This window comes from Streptomyces sp. NPDC093544 (assembly GCF_040683495.1).
Lineage (GTDB): Bacteria > Actinomycetota > Actinomycetes > Streptomycetales > Streptomycetaceae > Streptomyces.
In genome coordinates this window covers 112,568-132,882 of the sequence record NZ_JBFBEA010000017.1, presented here as the reverse complement: position 1 = coordinate 132,882, position 20,315 = coordinate 112,568, and the positions used below count along the sequence as shown (strand labels likewise).

16 protein-coding genes and 1 pseudogene are annotated in these 20,315 nt (G+C 69.0%); 14 read left to right on the top strand and 3 right to left on the bottom strand.

Annotation, left to right across the window (positions count from 1 at the left end; genetic code table 11):
- Positions 1 to 93 precede the first annotated feature (93 nt).
- The 5 genes and pseudogenes from AB0N66_RS25890 to AB0N66_RS25870 all read left to right on the top strand — a co-directional run.
- Entirely contained in the window at positions 94 to 636 is a 543-nt protein-coding gene (locus tag AB0N66_RS25890) for a PadR family transcriptional regulator (protein ID WP_365439281.1), read from the top strand.
- Positions 633 to 1,451, top strand: a complete 819-nt coding sequence (locus AB0N66_RS25885; RefSeq protein WP_365439279.1) for an ABC transporter ATP-binding protein — start codon at positions 633 to 635, stop codon at positions 1,449 to 1,451. Before AB0N66_RS25890 ends, AB0N66_RS25885 begins: the two co-directional genes overlap by 4 nt.
- Before the next feature lie 2 nt (positions 1,452 to 1,453).
- Positions 1,454 to 3,232 (top strand): ABC transporter permease, encoded by a 1,779-nt coding sequence (locus tag AB0N66_RS25880; protein ID WP_365439277.1) that lies wholly within the window; start codon positions 1,454 to 1,456, stop codon positions 3,230 to 3,232.
- Between the two features lie 214 nt (positions 3,233 to 3,446).
- Positions 3,447 to 4,691 carry a serine hydrolase domain-containing protein gene (locus tag AB0N66_RS25875; protein WP_365439275.1) on the top strand — a complete coding sequence of 415 codons (1,245 nt, stop codon included), beginning with the start codon at positions 3,447 to 3,449 and terminating at the stop codon, positions 4,689 to 4,691.
- Positions 4,692 to 5,113: 422 nt separating this feature from the next.
- Positions 5,114 to 5,441: pseudogene (locus AB0N66_RS25870) on the top strand (tyrosine-type recombinase/integrase); the annotation flags it as partial.
- Between the two features lie 47 nt (positions 5,442 to 5,488).
- Here the strand turns inward: AB0N66_RS25870 and AB0N66_RS25865 are convergent.
- Complete coding sequence (locus AB0N66_RS25865; RefSeq protein ID WP_365439446.1) at positions 5,489 to 5,926, bottom strand: hypothetical protein; 438 nt, start codon at positions 5,924 to 5,926, stop codon at positions 5,489 to 5,491.
- A gap of 585 nt (positions 5,927 to 6,511) precedes the next feature.
- Here AB0N66_RS25865 and hemL point away from each other — a divergent pair.
- The 9 genes from hemL to AB0N66_RS25820 all read left to right on the top strand — a co-directional run bounded on the left by hemL (position 6,512) and on the right by AB0N66_RS25820 (position 16,286).
- Positions 6,512 to 7,831: a glutamate-1-semialdehyde 2,1-aminomutase gene (gene hemL / locus AB0N66_RS25860; protein ID WP_365439273.1), complete on the top strand. Its 1,320-nt coding sequence runs from the start codon at positions 6,512 to 6,514 to the stop codon at positions 7,829 to 7,831.
- Positions 7,832 to 7,968: 137 nt separating this feature from the next.
- A complete protein-coding gene (locus AB0N66_RS25855; protein ID WP_365439444.1) occupies positions 7,969 to 8,616 on the top strand; it encodes a histidine phosphatase family protein in 648 nt (215 codons plus the stop codon).
- A 209-nt stretch (positions 8,617 to 8,825) separates the two neighbouring features.
- Entirely contained in the window at positions 8,826 to 10,103 is a 1,278-nt protein-coding gene (locus AB0N66_RS25850; RefSeq protein WP_365439271.1) for a hypothetical protein, read from the top strand.
- A 66-nt stretch (positions 10,104 to 10,169) separates the two neighbouring features.
- On the top strand, positions 10,170 to 10,805 hold the full coding sequence (locus AB0N66_RS25845; RefSeq protein ID WP_365439269.1) for a TlpA disulfide reductase family protein: 636 nt from the start codon (positions 10,170 to 10,172) through the stop codon (positions 10,803 to 10,805).
- Between the two features lie 63 nt (positions 10,806 to 10,868).
- Positions 10,869 to 11,630: a cytochrome c biogenesis protein CcdA gene (locus AB0N66_RS25840; RefSeq protein ID WP_365439442.1), complete on the top strand. Its 762-nt coding sequence runs from the start codon at positions 10,869 to 10,871 to the stop codon at positions 11,628 to 11,630.
- Between the two features lie 3 nt (positions 11,631 to 11,633).
- On the top strand, positions 11,634 to 13,568 hold the full coding sequence (locus AB0N66_RS25835) for a cytochrome c biogenesis protein ResB (protein WP_365439267.1): 1,935 nt from the start codon (positions 11,634 to 11,636) through the stop codon (positions 13,566 to 13,568).
- On the top strand, positions 13,565 to 14,659 hold the full coding sequence (gene ccsB, locus AB0N66_RS25830) for a c-type cytochrome biogenesis protein CcsB (protein ID WP_365439265.1): 1,095 nt from the start codon (positions 13,565 to 13,567) through the stop codon (positions 14,657 to 14,659). The genes AB0N66_RS25835 and ccsB overlap by 4 nt, the downstream gene beginning before the upstream one ends.
- A gap of 122 nt (positions 14,660 to 14,781) precedes the next feature.
- The gene (locus AB0N66_RS25825; protein WP_365439440.1) at positions 14,782 to 15,384 is read left to right on the top strand and encodes an RNA polymerase sigma factor; all 603 of its coding nucleotides are present in this window, start codon (positions 14,782 to 14,784) and stop codon (positions 15,382 to 15,384) included.
- Positions 15,381 to 16,286, top strand: a complete 906-nt coding sequence (locus AB0N66_RS25820) for a CU044_5270 family protein (protein WP_365439263.1) — start codon at positions 15,381 to 15,383, stop codon at positions 16,284 to 16,286. Before AB0N66_RS25825 ends, AB0N66_RS25820 begins: the two co-directional genes overlap by 4 nt.
- 212 nt (positions 16,287 to 16,498) lie before the next feature.
- On the opposite strand, the gene AB0N66_RS25815 is transcribed toward AB0N66_RS25820, so the two are convergent.
- A complete protein-coding gene (locus tag AB0N66_RS25815) occupies positions 16,499 to 18,043 on the bottom strand; it encodes a hypothetical protein (protein WP_365439261.1) in 1,545 nt (514 codons plus the stop codon).
- Between the two features lie 42 nt (positions 18,044 to 18,085).
- Positions 18,086 to 20,194: a hypothetical protein gene (locus AB0N66_RS25810; RefSeq protein WP_365439259.1), complete on the bottom strand. Its 2,109-nt coding sequence runs from the start codon at positions 20,192 to 20,194 to the stop codon at positions 18,086 to 18,088.
- Positions 20,195 to 20,315 lie beyond the last annotated feature (121 nt).

Here is a 20,315-nt window from a genome sequence, read left to right as displayed (position 1 = left end):
GTGGACATCTCTGCACCCCTCAACTTTGCAGACCCGGTTGACGCCTCTTTTGGATAACCGCTATCTATTGTGGGTCGTTGAGGAGGGTGATTCGTGCAGGACGTGGTGCTGGCGCTACTGGTCAAAGAGCCGTTGCACGGTTACGACCTGCGCAGGCGCCTGGCAACGGCACTCGGGCCGCTCGGAGAGACGCTGAACGCGGGGCAGGTCTATGTCACGCTCACCCGGCTCGAAAAGGCGGGCCTGGTCGTCCAAGTGCGCGAGGAAGCGGCGCTGCGTGGCCCGAAACGCAAGGTATTCGCGCCGACCGCGGCCGGCCACGAGCGGGTGGTCGCGTGGATGACCGAGAGCACCGGGCCCCGGGCGGACGTGACGGAGTTCCATCTGAAGCTGGTGGCCGCCCGCGAGTCCGGCACAGCCGATCCGCTCGCGCTCGTGAACGCGCGCCGACGAGAGCTGATGAGCAGCCTCGCCGAAGCCCAGCATGCTGCCCTCGCTCGCGATAGGGGTTCGGAGGCCGGGCTGCTGCTGGAGGGCGTCGCGCTCCGGCTACAGGCTGATCTGCGCTGGTTGGAGGTGTGCGAGCGGGCCTGGTCCGGCCGCACGACGCGGAGGAAAGGCAGAGGAAACGGATGACAAGAGACAGCAAGTGGAGCCGGTCGCGGCGGCGCGGTACGGACGACAGCGTGGAAGCGCGCCGGCCCGGTGAGGCGGCCGGGCCGGCGCTGCGGGCGGTCGGCCTGGCGCGCGTGTACGGCGAGGACGAGAGCGCGATATGGGCCGTCGACGGGGTCCACCTCGAAGTCCCCGCCGGGCAGATGCTCGCCGTAACCGGGCCCAGCGGCTGTGGCAAGTCCACGCTGCTCCAGCTACTGGGCGGCCTCGACCGGCCCACCGAGGGCGAGGTGTGGCTCGGAGGACGGCGCATCGACGACCTCGGCGAGCGGGAGCTCGCCCGGCTGCGGCGCAGCTCCCTCGGGTTCGTCTTCCAGGCCTACCACCTGGTCGACGAGTTGACCGCAGCGGAGAACGTCGAGCTGCCCGCGCTGCTCGCCGGCGCCTCGCCCCGCACCGCCCGCCGTCGCGCCGACGAACTCCTCGACCAGGTCGGACTCGCCGACCGGGCCCGGCATCTGCCCTCGCAGCTGTCCGGCGGGCAGCGGCAGCGGATCGCCATCGCCCGCGCCCTGGTCAACAAGCCGCTGGTCGTCCTCGCCGACGAGCCCACCGGAAACCTCGACAGCGCCTGCACCCACGACATCCTCCGGCTCTTCCACGAGCTGCGCGCCGCTCGCCAGACCTTGGTCATGGTCACCCATGACGAGCGCGTCGCCGCCACCGCCGACCGCATCGTCTCCCTGCGCGACGGGACATTGGACGAGGACACCCGCCTGGACGGCCACGGCGCCGGCACCGAAAGGCTCGGCGCTCTCTTGAACTGGGAGAACTGACGGTGGGACACCTGCTCCTGATAGGGCGCCTGGTACTGCGCGACATGCGCCGCCGCCCCGGCGAGGCCGTCGTCTTCCTGCTCGCCGTCACCATCGCAAGCACGAGCCTGACCCTCGGCCTTACGACCAGTAACGCCGTCGACATCGGGTACGAGAAGACTCGCGCAGCCACTGCGGGACCCGACATCATCGCCGTCACGACGGCCGACGATCCGTCCGGCGTGTCCGCGAGCCTCGCGGACACGCCCGGTGTGACCGAGCAGGCCGACCCCGTCTTCGCGTTCGACACGTACATCAAGGCCCACGGCAAGAGCGCGCATTCCGCGGTCGAAGGGCGCGACACCTCTCAAGATGCCGCAGTCGACCAGCCGCTGGTGACGTCGGGCACCTGGGTACGGCCCGGCGGCGCGGTGCTCGAACGCGGCTTCGCGAAAGCACTCGGCGTGAGCGTCGGTGACCACGTCACCGTCAGCGGACGCGACTATCCAGTCGTCGGAACCGCGATCAGCGCGGCCACCTCGGTGTATCCGTGGAGCGACAACGCGCAGGGGCCCGGAACCTCCGACTTCGGCGGCAGGATGTGGCTCACCTCAGCAGACACCCGCGAGGCCGCGGGCGAGGACGCGGGAGTCCACCTGATCTATTTGAAGCTGGACGATCCCACCGCGACGCAGCACTGGATGGACACCGCGTTTGCCGACTGGAACGAGGCCGACGGCTGGGTCAACGCCCATGACTGGCAGGGCGTCCTGCTGACCGACAAGGCCATGATCAGGGACATCCAGCCCGCCCTGGTCGTCGGCGGCTGGCTGCTCGCTGTCGCCGCGATCGTCACCCTCGCCGCACTCGCGACAGCACGCGCCGCCCGGGACAACCGGCGGGCCGCATTGCTCAAGGCCATCGGCGCCGGACCTGCCACCGTCACCGCCGCCCTGCTCACGCAGTACCTGCTGCTCACCCTCCTGGCCACCGCGATCGGCCTGACCGCCGGGGCGCTTGTCGCGCCCCGCCTGGTCGACCCCAGCGCCGGGCTGCTCAACACCGTCGGTCCTCCGGACTTCGGCACCGTCTTCGCCGCGGTCCTCCTCGCCGTCGTCGTCGCGGTGACGGGCGCGTTTCGCCCTGCCCTGCGCGCGGCCCGTGCCAGTACCGTCAACGCCCTGACCGACCCCGCACATCTCCTCACGCGACGCCCGCGCCTCCATGCCGTAACGGCGTATCTGCCCACGTCGCTGCTACTCGGCACCCGGCTGCTCGCACGTCGGCCCGGCCGCGCCGTGCTGGCCTGCGCCGGAGTGGCCGCCACCACGCTCATGGTCACCGCCCTGCTGACCTGGCACATCGAACTCGCCGCGCGGCCCGACTCCACGCAGTTCGGCCCCATCGAGGTACGGGCCGACCAGACAGGTCAGGTGCTGCTCGCCGTCACGTTCGCGCTGGTGGCGATGTCCATGCTCAACACCGTGCTCCTCGGCTTGAGCACCGCCGTGCAGGCCCGGCGCGCCCTGTCCGTCGCCCGCACTCTCGGCGCCACACCGGGCCAGGTCGTTGCCGCGCTCTGCGTTGCACAGCTTCTGCCCGCCGTGCCCGGAGTGGCGGCGGGTATTCCGGCCGGGCTCGGCCTGTACTGGTTCTTCGGCACACAGACCATGCCCCCGGGAGCGTGGCTGCTCACCGCCGCACTCGTCATCCTGCTGGCAGTCGGAGCACTGACCGCCCTGCCCGCGTGGGCCCACACACGCAGCCCTGCCGGACGCTCCCTCAACGCCGAACCTGCCTGACGGGCCCTTCACCGGGCCCTTCACCGGGCCCTTCACCGGGCCCGGTCTGTCGGCGGTGCTGTCACCGCGAACAGGCCAGGGTGTATCGCGGGCGTATCGAAGATCGCATACGCCGCCGCAACAGTCCTGGGTCTTCAGTGGAGGCATGGACCACAGCGCATCCGTATCTGGGTGGCGTACGGGTCGGTATGTCGATCGGGAAAGGGTCGCGGTCATGGATTCGGATTTCGTACGTGGTAACGACCGGCGGTGGCTGCTCAGGTGGGGCGGGCTGGCGGCTGTCTGCGCGGTGGCGGCCGGCGTGCCGCTGGTGGGCGCCCAGCCCGGCCACGCGGACCCGGCCCCGACCGACCCCGACATCCCTCCGGACACCTTGCCCGGCGGAGCCTACGACCGGTACCTGGCAGAACTGGCCGCCCAGGACAAGTTCTCCGGCGTGGTGCTGCTGTCGCACCGGGGCCGGACGGTGCTGTCCCGCAGCTACGGCATGGCCGACAAGGAAAAGGGGATCCGCAACCACGAGGGCATCGCGTTCAACCTCAGCTCGGCGGGCAAGCCGTTCGGCGCGGTGGCCATCTTGCAGTTGGTGCAGCAAGGCGCGGTGAAGCTGTCGGACACGGTGGGCACTTTCCTGACGGGCTTCGCCAAGGAGATCGCCGAACAGGTGACCATCCACCACCTGCTCTCGGGCACATCCGGGCTGAACACCCCGGCGGAGGACCTGCAACGCATCTTCCAGAGCCGGGAGGAGGTGCACGAGTTCTACGAGCAGTGGGCCCGGCAGTCGACGCTGGTGGCCACCCCCGGCACTCCCACCGACCACTCCGGTGCCGAGGTCGTCATCCCCGCGCAGATCGTGGAGGCCGTGACCGGCAAGACGTACTGGGACTACGTGCAGGAAAACATCTTCGAGCGCTGCGGCATGACCGGCACCGCGTTCTACACCAGGCCGCAGTGGCTCACCGACGAGCACATCGCGCACTCGTACATGACGCTGGCCGACGGCAGCCGGGTGGACGCGGTCCGCAATCTGAACGAGGGCAGCCCGTACCCGTACGAACTGGGCAAGAACCCAGGCCGCAGCTTCATCGACGCCCCCGGGGACGGCGGCTTCGCCACCGCACCGGATCTGGTCCGGTTCGCACAAGGGCTGGGCAACGGCACGGTGCTGGACCGGCCCTACGCCGATCTGCTCACCGGGGCCAAGATCCCCCATGGACAGGCCCAGGGCGGCCTGGCGGCCACCGCCGACTCGTCGTTCGGCGCTTACGACATGCCGGTCCACATCGTCAATGGACAGTGGGTGTTCGGGCGCGCCGGCGCCAACCCCGGCAGCTGCGCCAGCTGGAACATCTACCCGTACACCGGCTGGGTCGGCGTCGTCCTCAGCAACTACGACGGCCTGCCGCTTCAGGAGATCAGCCAGCAGGAGGTGCAGGCCGTCACCGGCCGGCACTGACATCGCCCCGGCGCCGGCCGGCCTTCGGGAACTCCACCGCGTCCAGCACGGTGCGGGGCACCGCCGGACAACCGGCACACCTGTGGGGATATCGAAGGGATCGTGCTGACCTGCGGGTGGATTCCGCGGTCGGGCGGAAGCGGAGGAAGCGTGATCAAGGGGTGGCACGGCTGGTTCGGCACGTTCAATGGGGTGGCACTGATCACGGTGGGCGCACTGCCGTTGGCCGCGCTGGCGGTGGTGGCTGTGGCACTGCGTCGGCGGGCCACAGCCACCACCCCGGCGTGGGTGTGGCGGATGTCGCTGGCCGAGGTCGGCATCGTCTACGGGACGGTGCCGTGGGTGTGGATGATCATGTTGCCGGGCGGTCGGGCCGGCTCCGTCCCCGCTCGGGTGAGCCTGGTACCGCTGCGGGACCTGCTCGCGAGCGCGGCGCGCGCTACCTCCAGGCGGCTCCGGAAGACGGCATGCACGCCCTCCGGCACGCCTACGCCTCCGTACTCCTGGACGCGGGGGAGAGCATCAAGGCGCTCTCCGAGTACCTCGGCCACTCGGACCCGGGCTTCACGCTGCGGACGTACACGCACCTGCTGCCGTCCAGCGCGACCCGCACCTGCACGGCGATCGATGACGCCTTCACGGAAGCCGAGGCGGAAGACGAGGACGACCTGCCCGCCGACCAGGGGCACTTCAGTGCCCCCAGCAAAACCAATGTGCTCTGGCCGCCTGTCGGCCCCTCCGAGGACATGAAAAAGGCGAGGCCCGAAGACCCCGCCCGCTACCACCAAATCCCCAACTCACGGCCAAACGAGACAATAAGGCTGATGCCCCGCCTCATGCAGCCGATGGCTGAAGTCCTGCCACTCGTGCAGCAGTTGGTACACATTGAACGCGTCCCGCGGGCCGCCCCGGTCCGGAACCGTCGACCAGATGAAGGCTGCCGCGCCGACCTGCTCCTCGCCTATCCCTCGAAGTGGGTCGACGACGGTCATGGGGAGCTTGACCACGGCGTAGTCGGGGTGGAGTACGACGAGTTCGAGTGGGGGCACTTTGTGGAGGGGGACGCCTTCTATACCGGTGAGGACCATGGCTGCCATGGTTTCCGGCTTGATCTTGGTGAACATGCCGTTCATCCCGAGCTCGTCGCCGCCGAGTTCTTCGGGGCGCATGGAGATCGGGACCCGGGCTGCCGTCGCACCGTCGGGCGCGCCGAAGTATTTGTACGTCACCCCCACCCGGCCACCATTCCCGCTCCCTGCCGCCAGCCGCTCGATCCTGCGGTCGGCACGCTCGGGGTCCTGTCCGGCTCTGGCCCCGGCCGCTTCCTCCGCCTCGCGTCGGTGCTTTCCCCCGCGGGCACGCCGAGGACCGAGGTCATCGGTCCCCTCGCCCAGTCCGCCACCGCGATGCATATTCTCCACCCGACTGCTTTTCCAAGGCGCGCGACCCCCGCCACGCAACCCGATCATCGTGACAGTGACCTCCCCCACGGCCGCACGCCGAAACGTGCGCTGAAACACCTGTCCGCAGGATCTTCGCGGCCTCTGAACACCATCGTTCATGTGAGCTGTCCGTACCAGGTCCCAGTTTCGCAGATGGCCGGAGGCCGCAGCCCGTTTGTCGTACCGAGCATGGGCCCGCTGCCTGTGCGATGGCTGGGATCTTCCGTACGTGGGGCGAGGCGCCTGCGTTCACGGGACCTCTACTCAGGTGTCCATGACGTGCCCGCGGTGCCGCGCTCTCGTGCCCGCGGCGGCCGGAAGCCGCTGGCCTACCCTGAGTAGGTCACTAGCCCCCCGGAGTCGGAGACGTCGCAGGTCATGACCGAACTTCCTTATCCCTATGAAGCCCCAGCCTCGCAGTCGCTGTTCGACCGTGCGGCCGTTGTCACGCCAGGTGGCGTGAACTCTCCTGTGCGCGCGTTCCGTGCCGTGGGCGGTACGCCCCGGTTCATGGTGTCCGGTAACGGTCCCTACCTGACCGACGCGGACGGGAGGGAGTATGTCGACCTCGTCTGCTCCTGGGGGCCGATGATTCTCGGGCATTCTCAGCCCGATGTCATCGCCGCGATCCAGGACGCCGTCTCCCGAGGTACGTCCTTCGGTACGCCCGGCGAGGGCGAGGTCACTCTCGCCGAGGAGATCGTCGCCCGCGTCGAGCCCGTCGAGCAGGTCCGGCTGGTCTCCAGCGGGACCGAAGCGACCATGTCCGCCATCCGTCTCGCACGCGGCTTCACCCGACGGGCGAAGGTGATCAAGTTCGCCGGGTGTTATCACGGTCACGTCGACTCGCTGCTCGCCGCGGCGGGGAGCGGGCTGGCCACGTTCGCGCTGCCCGACACCCCCGGCGTCACCGGGGCCCAGGCCGGCGACACCATCGTCCTCCCCTACAACGACCTCGAAGCCGTGCACGCCGCCTTCCACGCGCACCCCGGTGAGATCGCCTGCGTGATCACCGAGGCCTCGCCCGGGAACATGGGCGTCGTGCCGCCGCGGCCCGGGTTCAACCAAGGACTCAAGGACGCCTGCGCGAAGAACGGCGCACTCTTCGTCTCCGACGAGGTGATGACCGGGTTCCGGACCAGCAAGGCCGGCTGGTACGGCATCGACGGGGTCAAGCCCGACCTCATGACCTTCGGCAAGGTCATGGGCGGCGGCTTCCCGGCCGCCGCCTTCGGTGGGCGGGCCGATGTCATGGGCCACCTGGCGCCCGCCGGGCCGGTGTACCAGGCGGGCACACTGTCCGGGAACCCAGTCGCCACCGCTGCCGGGCTCGCCCAGCTGCGGCTGCTCGACGACGCCGCGTACGAGAAGATCGACGCGGTGAGCGAGCAGATCCGTACCCTCGTCACGGACGCGCTGAGCAAGGAAGGCGTGGCCCACCGGCTGCAGAACGCCTCCAGCATGTTCTCCGTCTTCTTCACCGGGCGAGAGGTGCGCGACTACGACGACGCGAAGGCGCAGGAATCCTTCCGGTACACCGCGTTCTTCCAGTCGATGCTGGCGCAGGGCGTGTACCTGCCGCCGTCGTCGTTCGAGTCCTGGTTCGTCTCCACCGCCCACGACGACCGGGCGATTCAGCGGATCGCCGACGCCCTTCCGGCGGCGGCACGGGCGGCAGCGGAGGCGGCAGCGGCATGAGTTCCGACAACAACAGCGGCAACAGCGCCGGCGGCAACGTCGACAACAGCACCGGCATCAACATCGGCGGCAACACCCGCGGCAACGCGGGCAGTGGCGCCGTCGACAAGGCCGATGACATCACCGTCGTACACCTGATGCGGCATGGTGAGGTCGCCAACCCGGACGGCGTCCTCTACGGGCGGCTGGCCGGGTACCACCTCTCCGAGCTCGGGCGGCAGATGGCCGACCGGGTCGCCGAGCACCTCTCGTCGCGGGACGTCACGCATGTCGTCGCCTCGCCGCTGGAGCGGGCGCAGGAGACCGCGACGCCCATCGCCAAGGCGCACGGGCTCGACCTGTCGACCGACGGGCGGCTGATCGAGGCCGAGAACATCTTCCAGGGCAAGACCTTCGGGGTCGGGGACGGAGCGCTGCGGCGCCCCGAGAACTGGAAGTACCTCGTCAACCCCTTCAGGCCGTCCTGGGGTGAGCCGTACGTGGATCAGGTCGTACGGATGATGGGGGCGCTGGACGCCGCCAAGGACGCGGCCCGTGGGCATGAAGCGGTGTGTGTCTCGCACCAGTTGCCCATCTGGATCGTGCGGTCCTTCGTGGAGCGGCGGCGGCTGTGGCACGACCCGCGCAAGCGGCAGTGCACGCTGGCGTCCCTGACGACCTTCACCTACCGCGGCGACAAGATCGTGTCCGTCGGTTACACCGAGCCCGCACGCGATCTCGTCCCCGCCCATCTCCTCGCGGGCGCCAAGCCGGTGAAGGGGAAGGACAAGGCGTTCGGTGCGTAAGCCCCTCTGGCGCTCCAGCGGGAGGTGTGCGTACTTATACCCGCAAGGCGTACGCCCCGTTACATAGCGTATGGATTCCTGCCATCTGAGCGTATTTTCGTAAAAACAGCTAAATGTGCGCGAGTTTGGCGGAACCCCTGTCTTCCTCGCGCCCTCTCATGAGGTGTCGGCCGGAGCCGGCCAAGAGGGCGCGAGGAGACGGGGACGGAATGCGGGACATCAGTCGCAGGGGAATGATCGGTCTGGGCGCCGGTGCCACGGCCGCGCTGGGACTTGCGGCCTGCGGTACCGCACCGCAAGAGGGTGCGGGGCAGGGTGGCGGTTCCAGGAGTGGGCAGCCGGGGGCTCCGAAGAACCCCGTACGTCCCCTCGGCGACGGCTCCACCGCCTTTACGGGGAAGCAGCCGGGGCAGCCCGCACAGCCGGTGCCGCTCGAACCCGGCGAGACCCCACCGCAGTTCGTGATCTTCTCCTGGGACGGTGCGGGAGAGGTCGGGACCGGGCTCTTCTCCCGCTTCCTCGAACTCGCCAAGGACCACGACGCCCACATGACCTTCTTTCTCTCCGGGCTCTATCTGCTCCCCGAGTCGAAGAAGCGCATGTACTCGCCGCCCAACAATCCCAAGGGCGCCTCCGACATCGGTTATCTCACCGACGACCACATCAGGACGACGCTGAAACTCGTCCGGCAGGCCTGGCTCGAAGGCCATGAGATCGGCACGCACTTCAACGGCCACTTCTGCGCCGGCACCGGAACCGTCGCCAACTGGACGTCCGCGCAGTGGCGCAGCGAGATCGACCAGGCGAAGTCCTTCGTCAAGGAGTGGCGGACCAACAGCGGCTGGACCGATCTGCCCGCGCTGCCCTTCGACTACGAGAAGGAACTCATCGGCGGCCGCACCCCGTGTCTGCTCGGCCAGAGCAACCTGCTGCCCACCGCCAGGAAACTCGGCTGGCGCTACGATGCCTCCTCGCCCGGCGGAGTCCAGCGCTGGCCGCAGCAGAGCCAAGGCCTGTGGGATCTGCCCCTCCAGGCGATGCCCTTCCCGGGGCACACCTTCGAAGTGCTCTCGATGGACTACAACATCCTCGCGAACCAGTCGATCAACACGACCCGCGCCCCCGCCTACAACTACCCGGCCTGGCGCACCCAGGCGACCCAGTCCTACATCTCCGGATTCAAGCGGGCGTACGAGACAAACCGCGCCCCCTTCTTCGTCGGCAACCACTTCGAGGAGTGGAACGGCGGCATCTACATGGATGCCGTCGAGAACGCCTTCAAGTACATCGCGCGGGAGAAGGAGAAGGGCGAGGACGTACGCCTGGTCTCCTTCCGGGAGTTCGTGGACTGGCTGGACGTGCAGAAGCCCGAGGTGCTTGCCGGGCTCCAGTCGCTGGACGTGGGGCAGGAGCCGGCCGGCGGCTGGAAGGCCCTCCTCGGCGAAGTCGGGACACAGTCCGCCAAGGGGTCCGAAAAGGCCGCCTGAAATGCGGGTTTGCGCCCGCAAGGGGGGCGCGCAAGATCCCCGGAACGGACATGCGAAACTTTTCACATGAGTGCTGCCTGCCGCGCCGACCAGCGTTCGAACCGCACCCTTAGTCGTAACCGCAGTCGTACCGCCCTGCTGACCGCGGGAGCCGCCGTCGCGGCTTTCGCCCTGGCCGCGTGCGGTTCCGGGGGTACTTCGGGCGGCTCGGGCAACACCAACTTCGTCGCCGGCGAGGACGGTATCTCCACCGTCGCCAAGGGCGGGCGGAGCGCCGCGCCCGACCTCTCCGGCGAGACCGTCGACGGCAAACAGCTCGATGTCGCCGACTACAAGGGCAAGGTCGTCGTCCTCAATGTGTGGGGCTCCTGGTGCCCGCCGTGCCGCGCCGAGGCGCCGAACTTCGTCAAGGTCGCCAAGGACACCGCGGATCAGGGCGTGCAGTTCGTCGGCATCAACACGCGTGACCCCAGCACCGCTCCGGCCAAGGCCTTCGAGGACGAGCAGGGAATCACATACCCCAGTCTTTACGACCCCACGGGCAAGCTGATGCTCCGCTTCAAGAAGGGCACGCTGAACCCGCAGGCGATCCCGTCCACGCTCATCATCGACCGGGACGGGAAGATCGCCGCCCGCACGCTTCAGGCCCTCAGCGAAGACAAGCTGCGCGAGATGCTCGCTCCCGTCCTCGCGGAGAAGTGACCTGACGTGTCTCTTCTCGCCGCGTCCACGGACTTCGCCACGTCCGCGCACCTCGCCGGGTCCATGGACCTCGCCGCACCGATCGGCAACAACAAGACCGTCTACGACGGAGCACTGCTCCTCGCCCTGCCGATCGCCGTGCTCGGCGGACTGATCTCCTTCTTCTCGCCGTGCGTGCTGCCGCTCGTGCCCGGTTACCTGTCGTACGTCACCGGGGTCAGCGGCACCGATCTGGCGGAGGCCAGACGGGGGCGGATGGTCGTGGGGGCGAGCCTGTTCGTGCTCGGCTTCACCGCCGTGTTCGTGTCGGGCGGGGCGCTGTTCGGGTACTTCGGCGCGACCTTGTACGAGCACCAGGACACGCTGTCCAAGGTGCTCGGCGTCCTCATGGTCCTCATGGGCGTCTTCTTCATGGGGATGATGCCCTGGCTCACCCAGCGCGAGTTCCGCTTCCATAAGCGGCCGGTGACCGGTCTGGCGGGCGCCCCGCTCCTCGGCGCGCTCTTCGGGATCGGCTGGACCCCCTGCATCGGCCCGACCCTCTCCTCTGTACAGGCTCTGTCGATGGAGCAGGCGAGCGCCGGCCGAGGGGCCATACTGACCGTCGCGTACTGCGCCGGGCTCGGAGTGCCCTTCGTCCTCGCCGCGGTCGCCTTCCGCAGGGCGCTCGGCGCCTTCGGCTGGGTCAAGGCCCACTACGCGTGGGTGATGCGCATCGGCGGCGGCATGATGATCGTGACCGGCCTCCTGCTGCTGACCGGTGCGTGGGACAGCCTCGTTCAGCAGATGCAGGTCTGGTCCAACGGCTTCACGGTAGGGATCTGATCGATGAGCACGACTGACGCCGGTAAGACGGCGAAGGACGGCGCCGGCAAGGCGGCGACCGACACCGGCGAGACGACGGACGGCGCCGGTGAGGCGACGGATCCGGTGCCCGCCAGCCGGCATGTCGGTGTGAGCGCCCACGGGGAGCTCGGTGCCGCCGGGTCCCAGCTGTCCACCGCCCCGCTGGACACCGTCGTCCCCGGCTCCTTCGGCGGCGTACGGAAACCGGGTGCCGTCGGATGGCTGGCGTGGACCGGGCGCGAGATCATCGGCTGGGCCCGTTGGTTCTGGCGGCAGTTGACCTCCATGCGGGTCGCGCTGCTCCTGCTGTTCATGCTGTCGCTGGGGGCGATCCCCGGCTCGCTGATCCCGCAGTCGGGGACCGACGCGGTGAAGGTGCAGGACTTCAAGGACGCGCACAGCCTGCTGGGGTCCGTCTACGGCAAGCTCGGGCTGTTCCACGTCTACAGCTCGGTGTGGTTCTCGGCGATCTACATCCTTCTCTTCGTCTCGCTCATCGGCTGCATCATCCCGCGCACCTGGCAGTTCGTCGGGCAGCTGCGCGGCCGTCCGCCGGGCGCGCCCAAGCGGCTGAACCGGCTGCCCGCGTACGCCGCCTGGCGCACGGACGCCGATCCTGAGCAGGTCCGTGCGGTCGCCCTCAAGGTGCTGAAGAAGCGACGGTTCCGGGCGCACCTCGCCGGGGACGCCGTCGCCGCCGAGAAGGGCTATCTGCGCGAGACCGGCAACCTGCTCTTCCACATCGCGCTGGTCGTGATGCTGGTCGCCTTCGCCTGGGGCCAGCTCTTCAAGTCCGAGGGCAACAAGCTGATCGTCGAGGGCGACGGCTTCTCCAACACCCTCCTGTCGTACGACGACTTCAAGTCCGGCAACCTCTTCTCCACCGACGACCTCACACCGTTCAGCTTCGAACTGAACAAGTTCACCGGCACTTACGAGGAGACCGGACCCAACAAGGGCACCCCTCGCACCTACCAGGCGGACATCACCTACAGCGTGGGCGCCGAGGGCAAGGAGCAGAAGAAGACGGTCAAGGTCAACGAGCCGCTGGAGATCGGCGACTCGAAGGTCTACCTCGTCAGCCACGGCTACGCGCCCGTGGTCACCGTCCGGGACGGCAAGGGCAAGGTCGTCTACTCCGAGCCCGTGCCGATGCTGCCGCTCGACTCGAACGTCACCTCGCAGGGCGCGATCAAGGTCATGGACGGCTACCGGAACGCGAAGGGCGACAAGGAGCAGCTCGGCTTCGCCGCGTTCTTCGTGCCGACCTTCGCGGGCGCCGGTGCGGGCGACATGTTCTCCCAGTTCCCCGCGCTCAAGGACCCCGTGCTCGCGCTGAGCGGCTACCACGGCAGCCTGGGGGTCGACTCGGGCCTTCCGCAGAACGTGTACCAACTGAACACCTCCCAGATGAAGCAGTTCAAGGACTCGAAGGGCGAGATCCTCAAGTCGAGGCTGGCGCCCGGCGAGACCATGACGCTGCCGAACGGTGCCGGCTCGATCACCTTCGAGAAGGACATCAAGGAGTGGGCCGGCTTCCAGGTCACCCAGCAGCCCGGCAGTGACTGGGCGCTGGCCGGAGCCTTCACCGCGATCTTCGGTCTCGCCGGGTCGCTGTTCATCCAGCGCCGCCGCGTCTGGGTGCGGGCCGTCAAGGGCGCCGACGGTGTCACCGTCGTCGAGATGGCGGGCCTTGGCCGAAGCGAGTCCACCAAGCTTCCCGAGGAACTCGGCGACCTGGCCGCACTCGTGCACGATCAGGCGCCCACCAAGCACGACGAAGCCGAGGTTGAAGCCGAGGTTGAAGCCGAAGCCGAAGCCGAAGCCGAAGCCGAAGCCCGAGCCCAAGACGAACCCGTCCCCGATCCCGACGCCGAACCCCCCGTACCTGCCGCCGGAAAGGCTGAGAAGCAATGACTCTCGCCACCGCCACCGATCTGGCCACGGCCACCAACGAACACCTCGCCAACATCAGCAACACGCTGATCTACTCCTCGATGGCCGTCTACACGCTGGCCTTCTTCACCTACATCGCCGAGTGGATCTTCGGCAGCCGCAGCAAGGTCGGCCGCACGGCCGCCGCGCTGACCTCCCCGCGGAAGGCGGCGGCTCCCGCGGTCACGGTGAAGCAGGCGGGCGGCACCGCGGTGCTCGATCGGCCCCAGGTGGTCACCCGGTCCGCGGCCGGCGCCCGCGACGTGCCCGACGGTCCCGGCGCGCACGGCGGGGACGAACAGGGCGATCTCTACGGACGTATCGCGGTGTCCCTCACCGTGGTCGCCTGGGCCGTCGAGACGGCCGGTGTCGTCGCCCGTGCTCTGTCGGTGCAGCGGGCGCCGTGGGGCAACATGTACGAGTTCAACATCACCTTCTCCACCGTCGCCGTCACGGTGTACCTGGTGATGCTCGCGCTGAAGAAGAACATCCGCTGGCTCGGCCTCCCCCTGGTCACCACGGTCCTCCTCGATCTCGGTCTTGCCGTCACTGTCTTGTACACCGCCAGTGACCAATTGGTTCCCGCGCTCCACTCGTACTGGCTGTACATCCACGTCTCGACCGCGATCCTCTGCGGCGCCGTGTTCTACGTGGGCGCGGTCGGTGCCCTGATGTACCTCTTCAAGGACAGCTACGAGAACAAGCTGGCCACCGGCGGCAAGCCGGGCCGCTTCGCGACCTCCGTCATGGAGCGGCTGCCCGCGTCGGCCTCCCTCGACAAGTTCTCCTACCGAGTGAACGCCGCCGTCTTCCCGCTGTGGACCTTCACGATCATCGCGGGCGCGATCTGGGCGGGCGACGCCTGGGGCCGCTACTGGGGCTGGGACCCCAAGGAGACCTGGGCGTTCATCACCTGGGTCGCCTACGCCTGCTACCTGCACGCCCGCGCCACGGCCGGCTGGAAGGGCCGCAAGGCCGCGTACATCGCGCTGATCGCCTTCGCCTGCTTCCTCTTCAACTACTACGGGGTCAACATCTTCGTCACCGGTAAGCACTCGTACGCGGGCGTGTAAGTCCCTACCAGTCCCTTGCGGCAAGTCCCTTGCGGTGAAGGCCGGTTCCTGTGACGCGGGTCACGGGAACCGGCCTTCGTCGTACGGACAGGTAAGTGGGTGTGGATACGAATCTGCGGCATCTGAGGAAACGCATCCGCGCGGGGGACCACGACGCCTTCGGCGAGCTCTTCGACGCGTACGCCCGGTCCGTGTACAACCATGCCTTCCGGCTCACCGGGGACTGGGCGCAGGCGGAGGACGTCGTCTCGCTGACCTTCCTGGACGCCTGGCGCCTGCGCGACAAGCTCGACGAGGAGGGTGGTTCGGTGCGGCCCTGGCTGCTCGGGATCGCCACCAACGTCACGCGCAACACGCGCCGGGCGACCCGAAGACACGCGGCCGCCGTCGCCCGGCTGCCCCGCGACGAGGCCGTACGCGACTTCGCCGACGAGGTCGCCGGGCGCCTGGACGACGCGGCGCAGCTGGACCTCGTACGGACAGCGCTTCAGCAACTGCGGCGGGCCGAGCGGGAAGTACTGGCCCTCTGCGTCTGGTCGGGGCTCGACTACGCGGCGGCGGCCGAGGCGCTCGGGGTGCCCGTCGGCACCGTACGGTCGCGGCTCTCCCGTGCGAGAACAAAACTCGCGAAACATCTGAAAACCACGGAACTCCCCGCAGCACGCGGACAGATGAGAGGTGACCGCATCACCGCGGTCGGCCCCCTGAGGGAGGGAAACCAATGAACCAGCTTCCCGAGCAAGACCTTCCACCGGGCCGTCACCAACTCCTCAAGGAGCGTCTGATGACCGAGATCCGGCACGAAGACCCGGCACGTGCCCGTAGCGGCAACAAGTGGCTGCGGCCCGCGATCGCGGCAGCCGCCGTTGCCACCGCCGCAGCCGTCACCTTCGTGCTCCTTCCGTCGGGCGGTACGGCAGCCCCGGCCGCCTCTCAGAGTGCAGTGGAGCTTCTGGGCGACATCGCGCTCGCGGCGGAGCACCAGAGGGTGCCGGACGGTATCCGCGACGACCAGTTCGTCTACATCGAGAGCAAGTTCGGCTACCCCACCCGGGGGGGTGGCAAGCCGGCCACCGTCGACCCGGTTCACCAGCGGGAGGTCTGGTTGTCGGTCGACGGTACGCGCTGGGGTCTCCTACAGGAGGACCAGAACGACAAGCAGCTGGAGCTGGACCCGGTCACCCCCGGCAACCCCACCAATATCAACTACCGCAATCTTCAGACCCTGCCGACCGACCCCGACGCGATGCTGGACTGGCTGCACGAGAACGGCAAAGGCCCCAGGAGCGAGGACCAGAATGCCTTTGATCTCGTCGGACGCCTGGTGAGTGATTCACTGCTGCCGCCGGATGTGGCCGCGGCTCTGTTCCGGGCGACCGCGAAGATCCCGGGGGTCGTCGTCGTCCCGGACGCGGTGGATGCGGCGGGCCGGCATGGCGTGGCCGTCGCACGGGTGGACAGCGGGCAGCGCGAGGGGCTGATCTTCGATGAGGAGACGTACGAGTACCTCGGTGAGCAGACGGTCACGCTCGTGGATCTGGACGACGGCCTGAAGAAGGGGCAGACCGTCGAGACCAGCGCCGTCCTGAAGCGGGAGATCGTCGACAAGGCGGGTCAGCGGCCCTGACGGGTGCCGGTGGGCGGGTTGCGAGCGGCTCCTTCTCGTACTCGGCGGCTAGGGGGTGTCGTTTGGATCACCTCGGGTCCGCGACGCCTGGCACGGCACCTCGCCGCGTTGTCGCATCACCCGAGTACGTCCAGTACGCGGGTCATGCTCCGCCTTGCGATGCACCGCACCATGCGCCGCGGCCTGATCCGAGGTGATCCAAACGACACCCCCTAGGCGGGCGGCAGGCACTCCTTCGCCGGGGGCTTCCCCTCCGGCCAGGCGATCTCCACGAAGCGGGCCTTGCCCTCGGGGGTCAGTTCCACGATGGGGACGGCCTTGTCGTACGGGTTGCCGTGGACGTCCAGGCAGATCCAGCCGCTCGCGCCGTTCACCCGCTGGGAGCCCTTCGTCAGCGTCCACTGGTTGGCGACGTCGGCGATGGGCGGGACCGTCTTTCCGTCGGCCGTGGCCTCGCGGATGCCCTGTACGGCGAGCGTCATGGCGTCGTACGCGATGATCGTCTGCCCGTCTTCGAGGGAGACGTCGCCGATGGGACCGACGGGCTTCTGCTCGCCGGCGGTGAGCAGTTCGTCGAGCACCTTCGCATCAGTGGCGCTTCCCCCGCTCTTCGGCGCGTCCTTGGCGAGCCAGGCGTCCGGGTGGGCGAGTGCCGTGTAGCGCACGGAGATGCGGTGCGTGAGGGCGGTGCGGTCGAGGTCCTTGTCGCCGGTGAGGTAGGAGCCCTCGTCGCCGGTGAGCAGGGTGAAGCTGCGGTCCTGGCAGCCGCGGTCGCCCAACGCGTTGATGAACTGGCGCAGTTGGGTGTGCCGGCCCGCGAACAGGATGGTGTCCGTGGAGCGTGCCGTGTCGCAGACGAGGTGGGTGATCTGCCGGAAGGTGTTGGCGGTGGTGCCCTCCTCGCTGCGGTCGTCGGGCGGGGTGAACGGCTGCGGCTGGTACGGCGACCCCTTGAGCAGCCTCTCGAAGGACTCCTGGAGCGTGCGCGAGTACGGGTCGCCCGGCTTGTCGTACACCAGGAGCGCCTTGCCGGGCGTGACGTCGGCGAAGGAGGCGAGAGCGCGGGCCTCGTCGGTGTTGGTGGGGGAGACGCGGGCAAGTCCGGGGTAAGGGTCCTTGCCCTCCTGCCCGTTGGCGAGGTCGTCGGCCGTGATGGAGGAGCCGATCACCGGGATGCCGCGGCGGGTGAGCTCCTTGACGGCCTTCTTGTTGTTCTCGGTGCTCAGGCCGACGCCGGTCACCGCGCGCAGCCGGTCGGGCCCGGTGGCCATCCCCGCCAGCTGGTCGACGGTGTGCTGCCACTGCTCGCCGGTGGCACCGGGGTTGGCGAGCACGAGCCGGATCTTCGGTGTCTGGTCGTTGGAGTTGTGGTTGGCCCGGTACTGCGCGAGATAGGCGCCCTGGAGCTCGTGCAGCGCGTCGCCCAGATTGTCGGCGTCGGTCGCCGTGAAGGGTTCGAGCAGGGCGACGGTGACCCAACTGCCGGACTTGAGGCTCCTGTTCTCCGCGTCGATCGCCCGTACGGCCTCGGTGAACTGGGAGCGGCCCCAGTTGTACGAGGTCGCCGAGACGCCCACACACTCGTCACTGCCCTCGGCACGCTCGACGCCGGGAGCACAGGAACGGTCCTCCTGCGCGAGTGTCGTACCGCCCCAGACGCCGAAGGCGACGAGGACGGCCGCCAGCAACAGGGCGATGTACCGCCGGAACCGGATCTCCCAGACGTCCTCGCGCAACCACACCCACAAGCGCGCCATTACCCGCCCCCGTCCTGCGTCATGAGTTGGCTCCGCCCTCAGTCATGAATTGGCTTCGCCCTCGTCGTCCTCGTCACCCGGGATGCGGAAGGGCCGGCCCGCGAGCGCGTCCGCCGGCCAGTCCCTGGAGGCCCGCCACAGCAGGGCGTTGCCCGCGGGCCGCAGATTCGACAGCTGCTCCAGCTCGAACCGCAGCCGCTCCGTCACCTTCGGGTCCGGCAGCACCAGCGGGTCGGTCAACTGCCAGACGGCGTGCAGGAGTCGGCGTACCCGCAGATGCAGTACGGCGTCCACGCTGTCCGGCGGGGACTGCGCGGCGTCCGTGCGGCCGAGCGCGACGGACGCCCGGTGGTCGTGGCCGTCGAAGTCGTGGCCGTCCGGATCGTGTGCGTGGTAGTAGGGCGCGGAGGCGATGAAGACCAGCGCCGACAGCCAGGCGCGCGTGTCGACGCGGTGGAAGGTGTCGCGAAGATACGCGACCGCGAAGTCCGCCTTTCCCAGGGCCAGTTCGTGGTGCAGCCGGTACTGGGCGCGGCCGGGGTTGTCGTCGCTTCCTGGTACGTCGGCGTAGTGGTCGATGAGGGTGCGGTGCACGGCCCGCCACTGCTCGTGACCGGGATCGCGGTGGTGCAGGCGCAACAGCAGCAGGGCGCGCAGGAACGGGTCGCCGACGAACTGGTCCGCCGCCACCGGCCAGCCCTCCTCGGCAAGCCGCGCCTCCAGACCCAGTACGCCCGACGCGCCGAAGTCGTCCGGCAGTCGGTCCTGAGCCAGTGCTCGGGCCGAGTCGGGGTCGTGGGCGGCGGCGAGCACGGTCAGCTCGTCCAGGCTGTCGCCGGGCACCAGCTTGTCCAGGAGCTCCTGGTAGGCGGCCCGTCCCTCGCGGTCGTCCAGCAGGGCGACGTCGGTGGTGAGCAGCGCGCCCAGGGTGCCGGCCTCGGGGAGATTCTGGTGGGCGGACTCGGCCAGCACGGCGATGCCCAGCGGATTGCCGCCGGTCAACCGGTGTGTGGCGTGCGGGAGTTGGGGCGGGACCGGGACGTCGAGGCAGGTGGCGCCCACGATGTGCAGGGTGTCGTCCGGAGTCAGCGGCGGCAGCGACACGAGCAGCGCGCGCGAGGAGGGCGAGGTGTCCGGCGTCCAGTCGCTGCGCCGGGCGACGTCGGGCAGCGTGCGGCGGACGGCGTTGCGCAGCGCCGGATGGCTGTATCCCCGTAGGGAGGTGAAGAAGACGACCTGGTCGGCGATGCCGTCGGCGCGGTCCCGCAGCACCGACTCCATCAGGCCCTGCCCTGCGGGTGCCTGCACGTTGTCGACGAGCACGACCGGACGGCCGAGCCGGTGCGAGCGCTGCAACGCCCCCGTGTACGCGTCGTCGAGGTCCGCCAGCAGCGCTCGTACGAGATAACGCTCCGCGTGCGTACGGGAGTTGCCGCCCGCCCTGAAGTGCCGGGAGAGCAGGATGAGTCCGAGTTTCGGGTTGCCGCCCGCGTTGGGATAGTCGCGGTACCAGGCCGCCGCCTTGCGCAGCCGGTGATGGGTGGGGGAGACGCCCTCGGAGAACGCCTCCAGGGTCGCCTCGATGATCGGCTCAAGTACTGGTCCCGTACCGGACATTGAGGCGATCAGCTTGGCGACGACCTTGTTCACCCAGCGGTTCGCGAAGCCGGAGAGCCAGGAACCGGACTCGTTCAGCAGCAGGATCCGCTCCGCCTCCTGCCGGATCCGCGGCAGGTCACGATCGCTCCAGCCGCTCGCCGCGACGGCCAGCAGCCCGGCCGCGAGCCGCGGGAAACTGATCCGCTTGGCGCCGGTCACCGGCTCCGCGAGCTGCTCGGCGATCGTGGTGAGCGCCTGCGCGACCGGCGACCAGGACTCGGCGGGACGCTCCGGCGGCGGTCCCGCGAACTGTGCCTCCTCGCCGTCCACCAGCGCGACCGGCGTATGCCCCTTGCACGCCTTCCGCAGCTCGGCGAGCAGCGCGGTCTTGCCGAGGCCCCGGCCGCCCGCGAACACCACGAAGGGCAGTTCCTTCGGGTGTTCCTGCGGCGTCGAGCGGTGCTGGTACGGACGCAGGCCGACGAGCCGTGGAGCGAGACCGGGCGGATCGCTGTCGAACAGCGCCCCCCGGCCGTGCAGCCCTCTGTGCACCGCAACTCCCCCCGGGGCGGTCAGGTCCGATGTGCTGCTGTGAGGTCTATCAACACCAGTGTAAAAAGGGGGACTTGGTTCGGGATAGGGCGCCTGGTGACCGTTGGGTTACGAAAGTTTG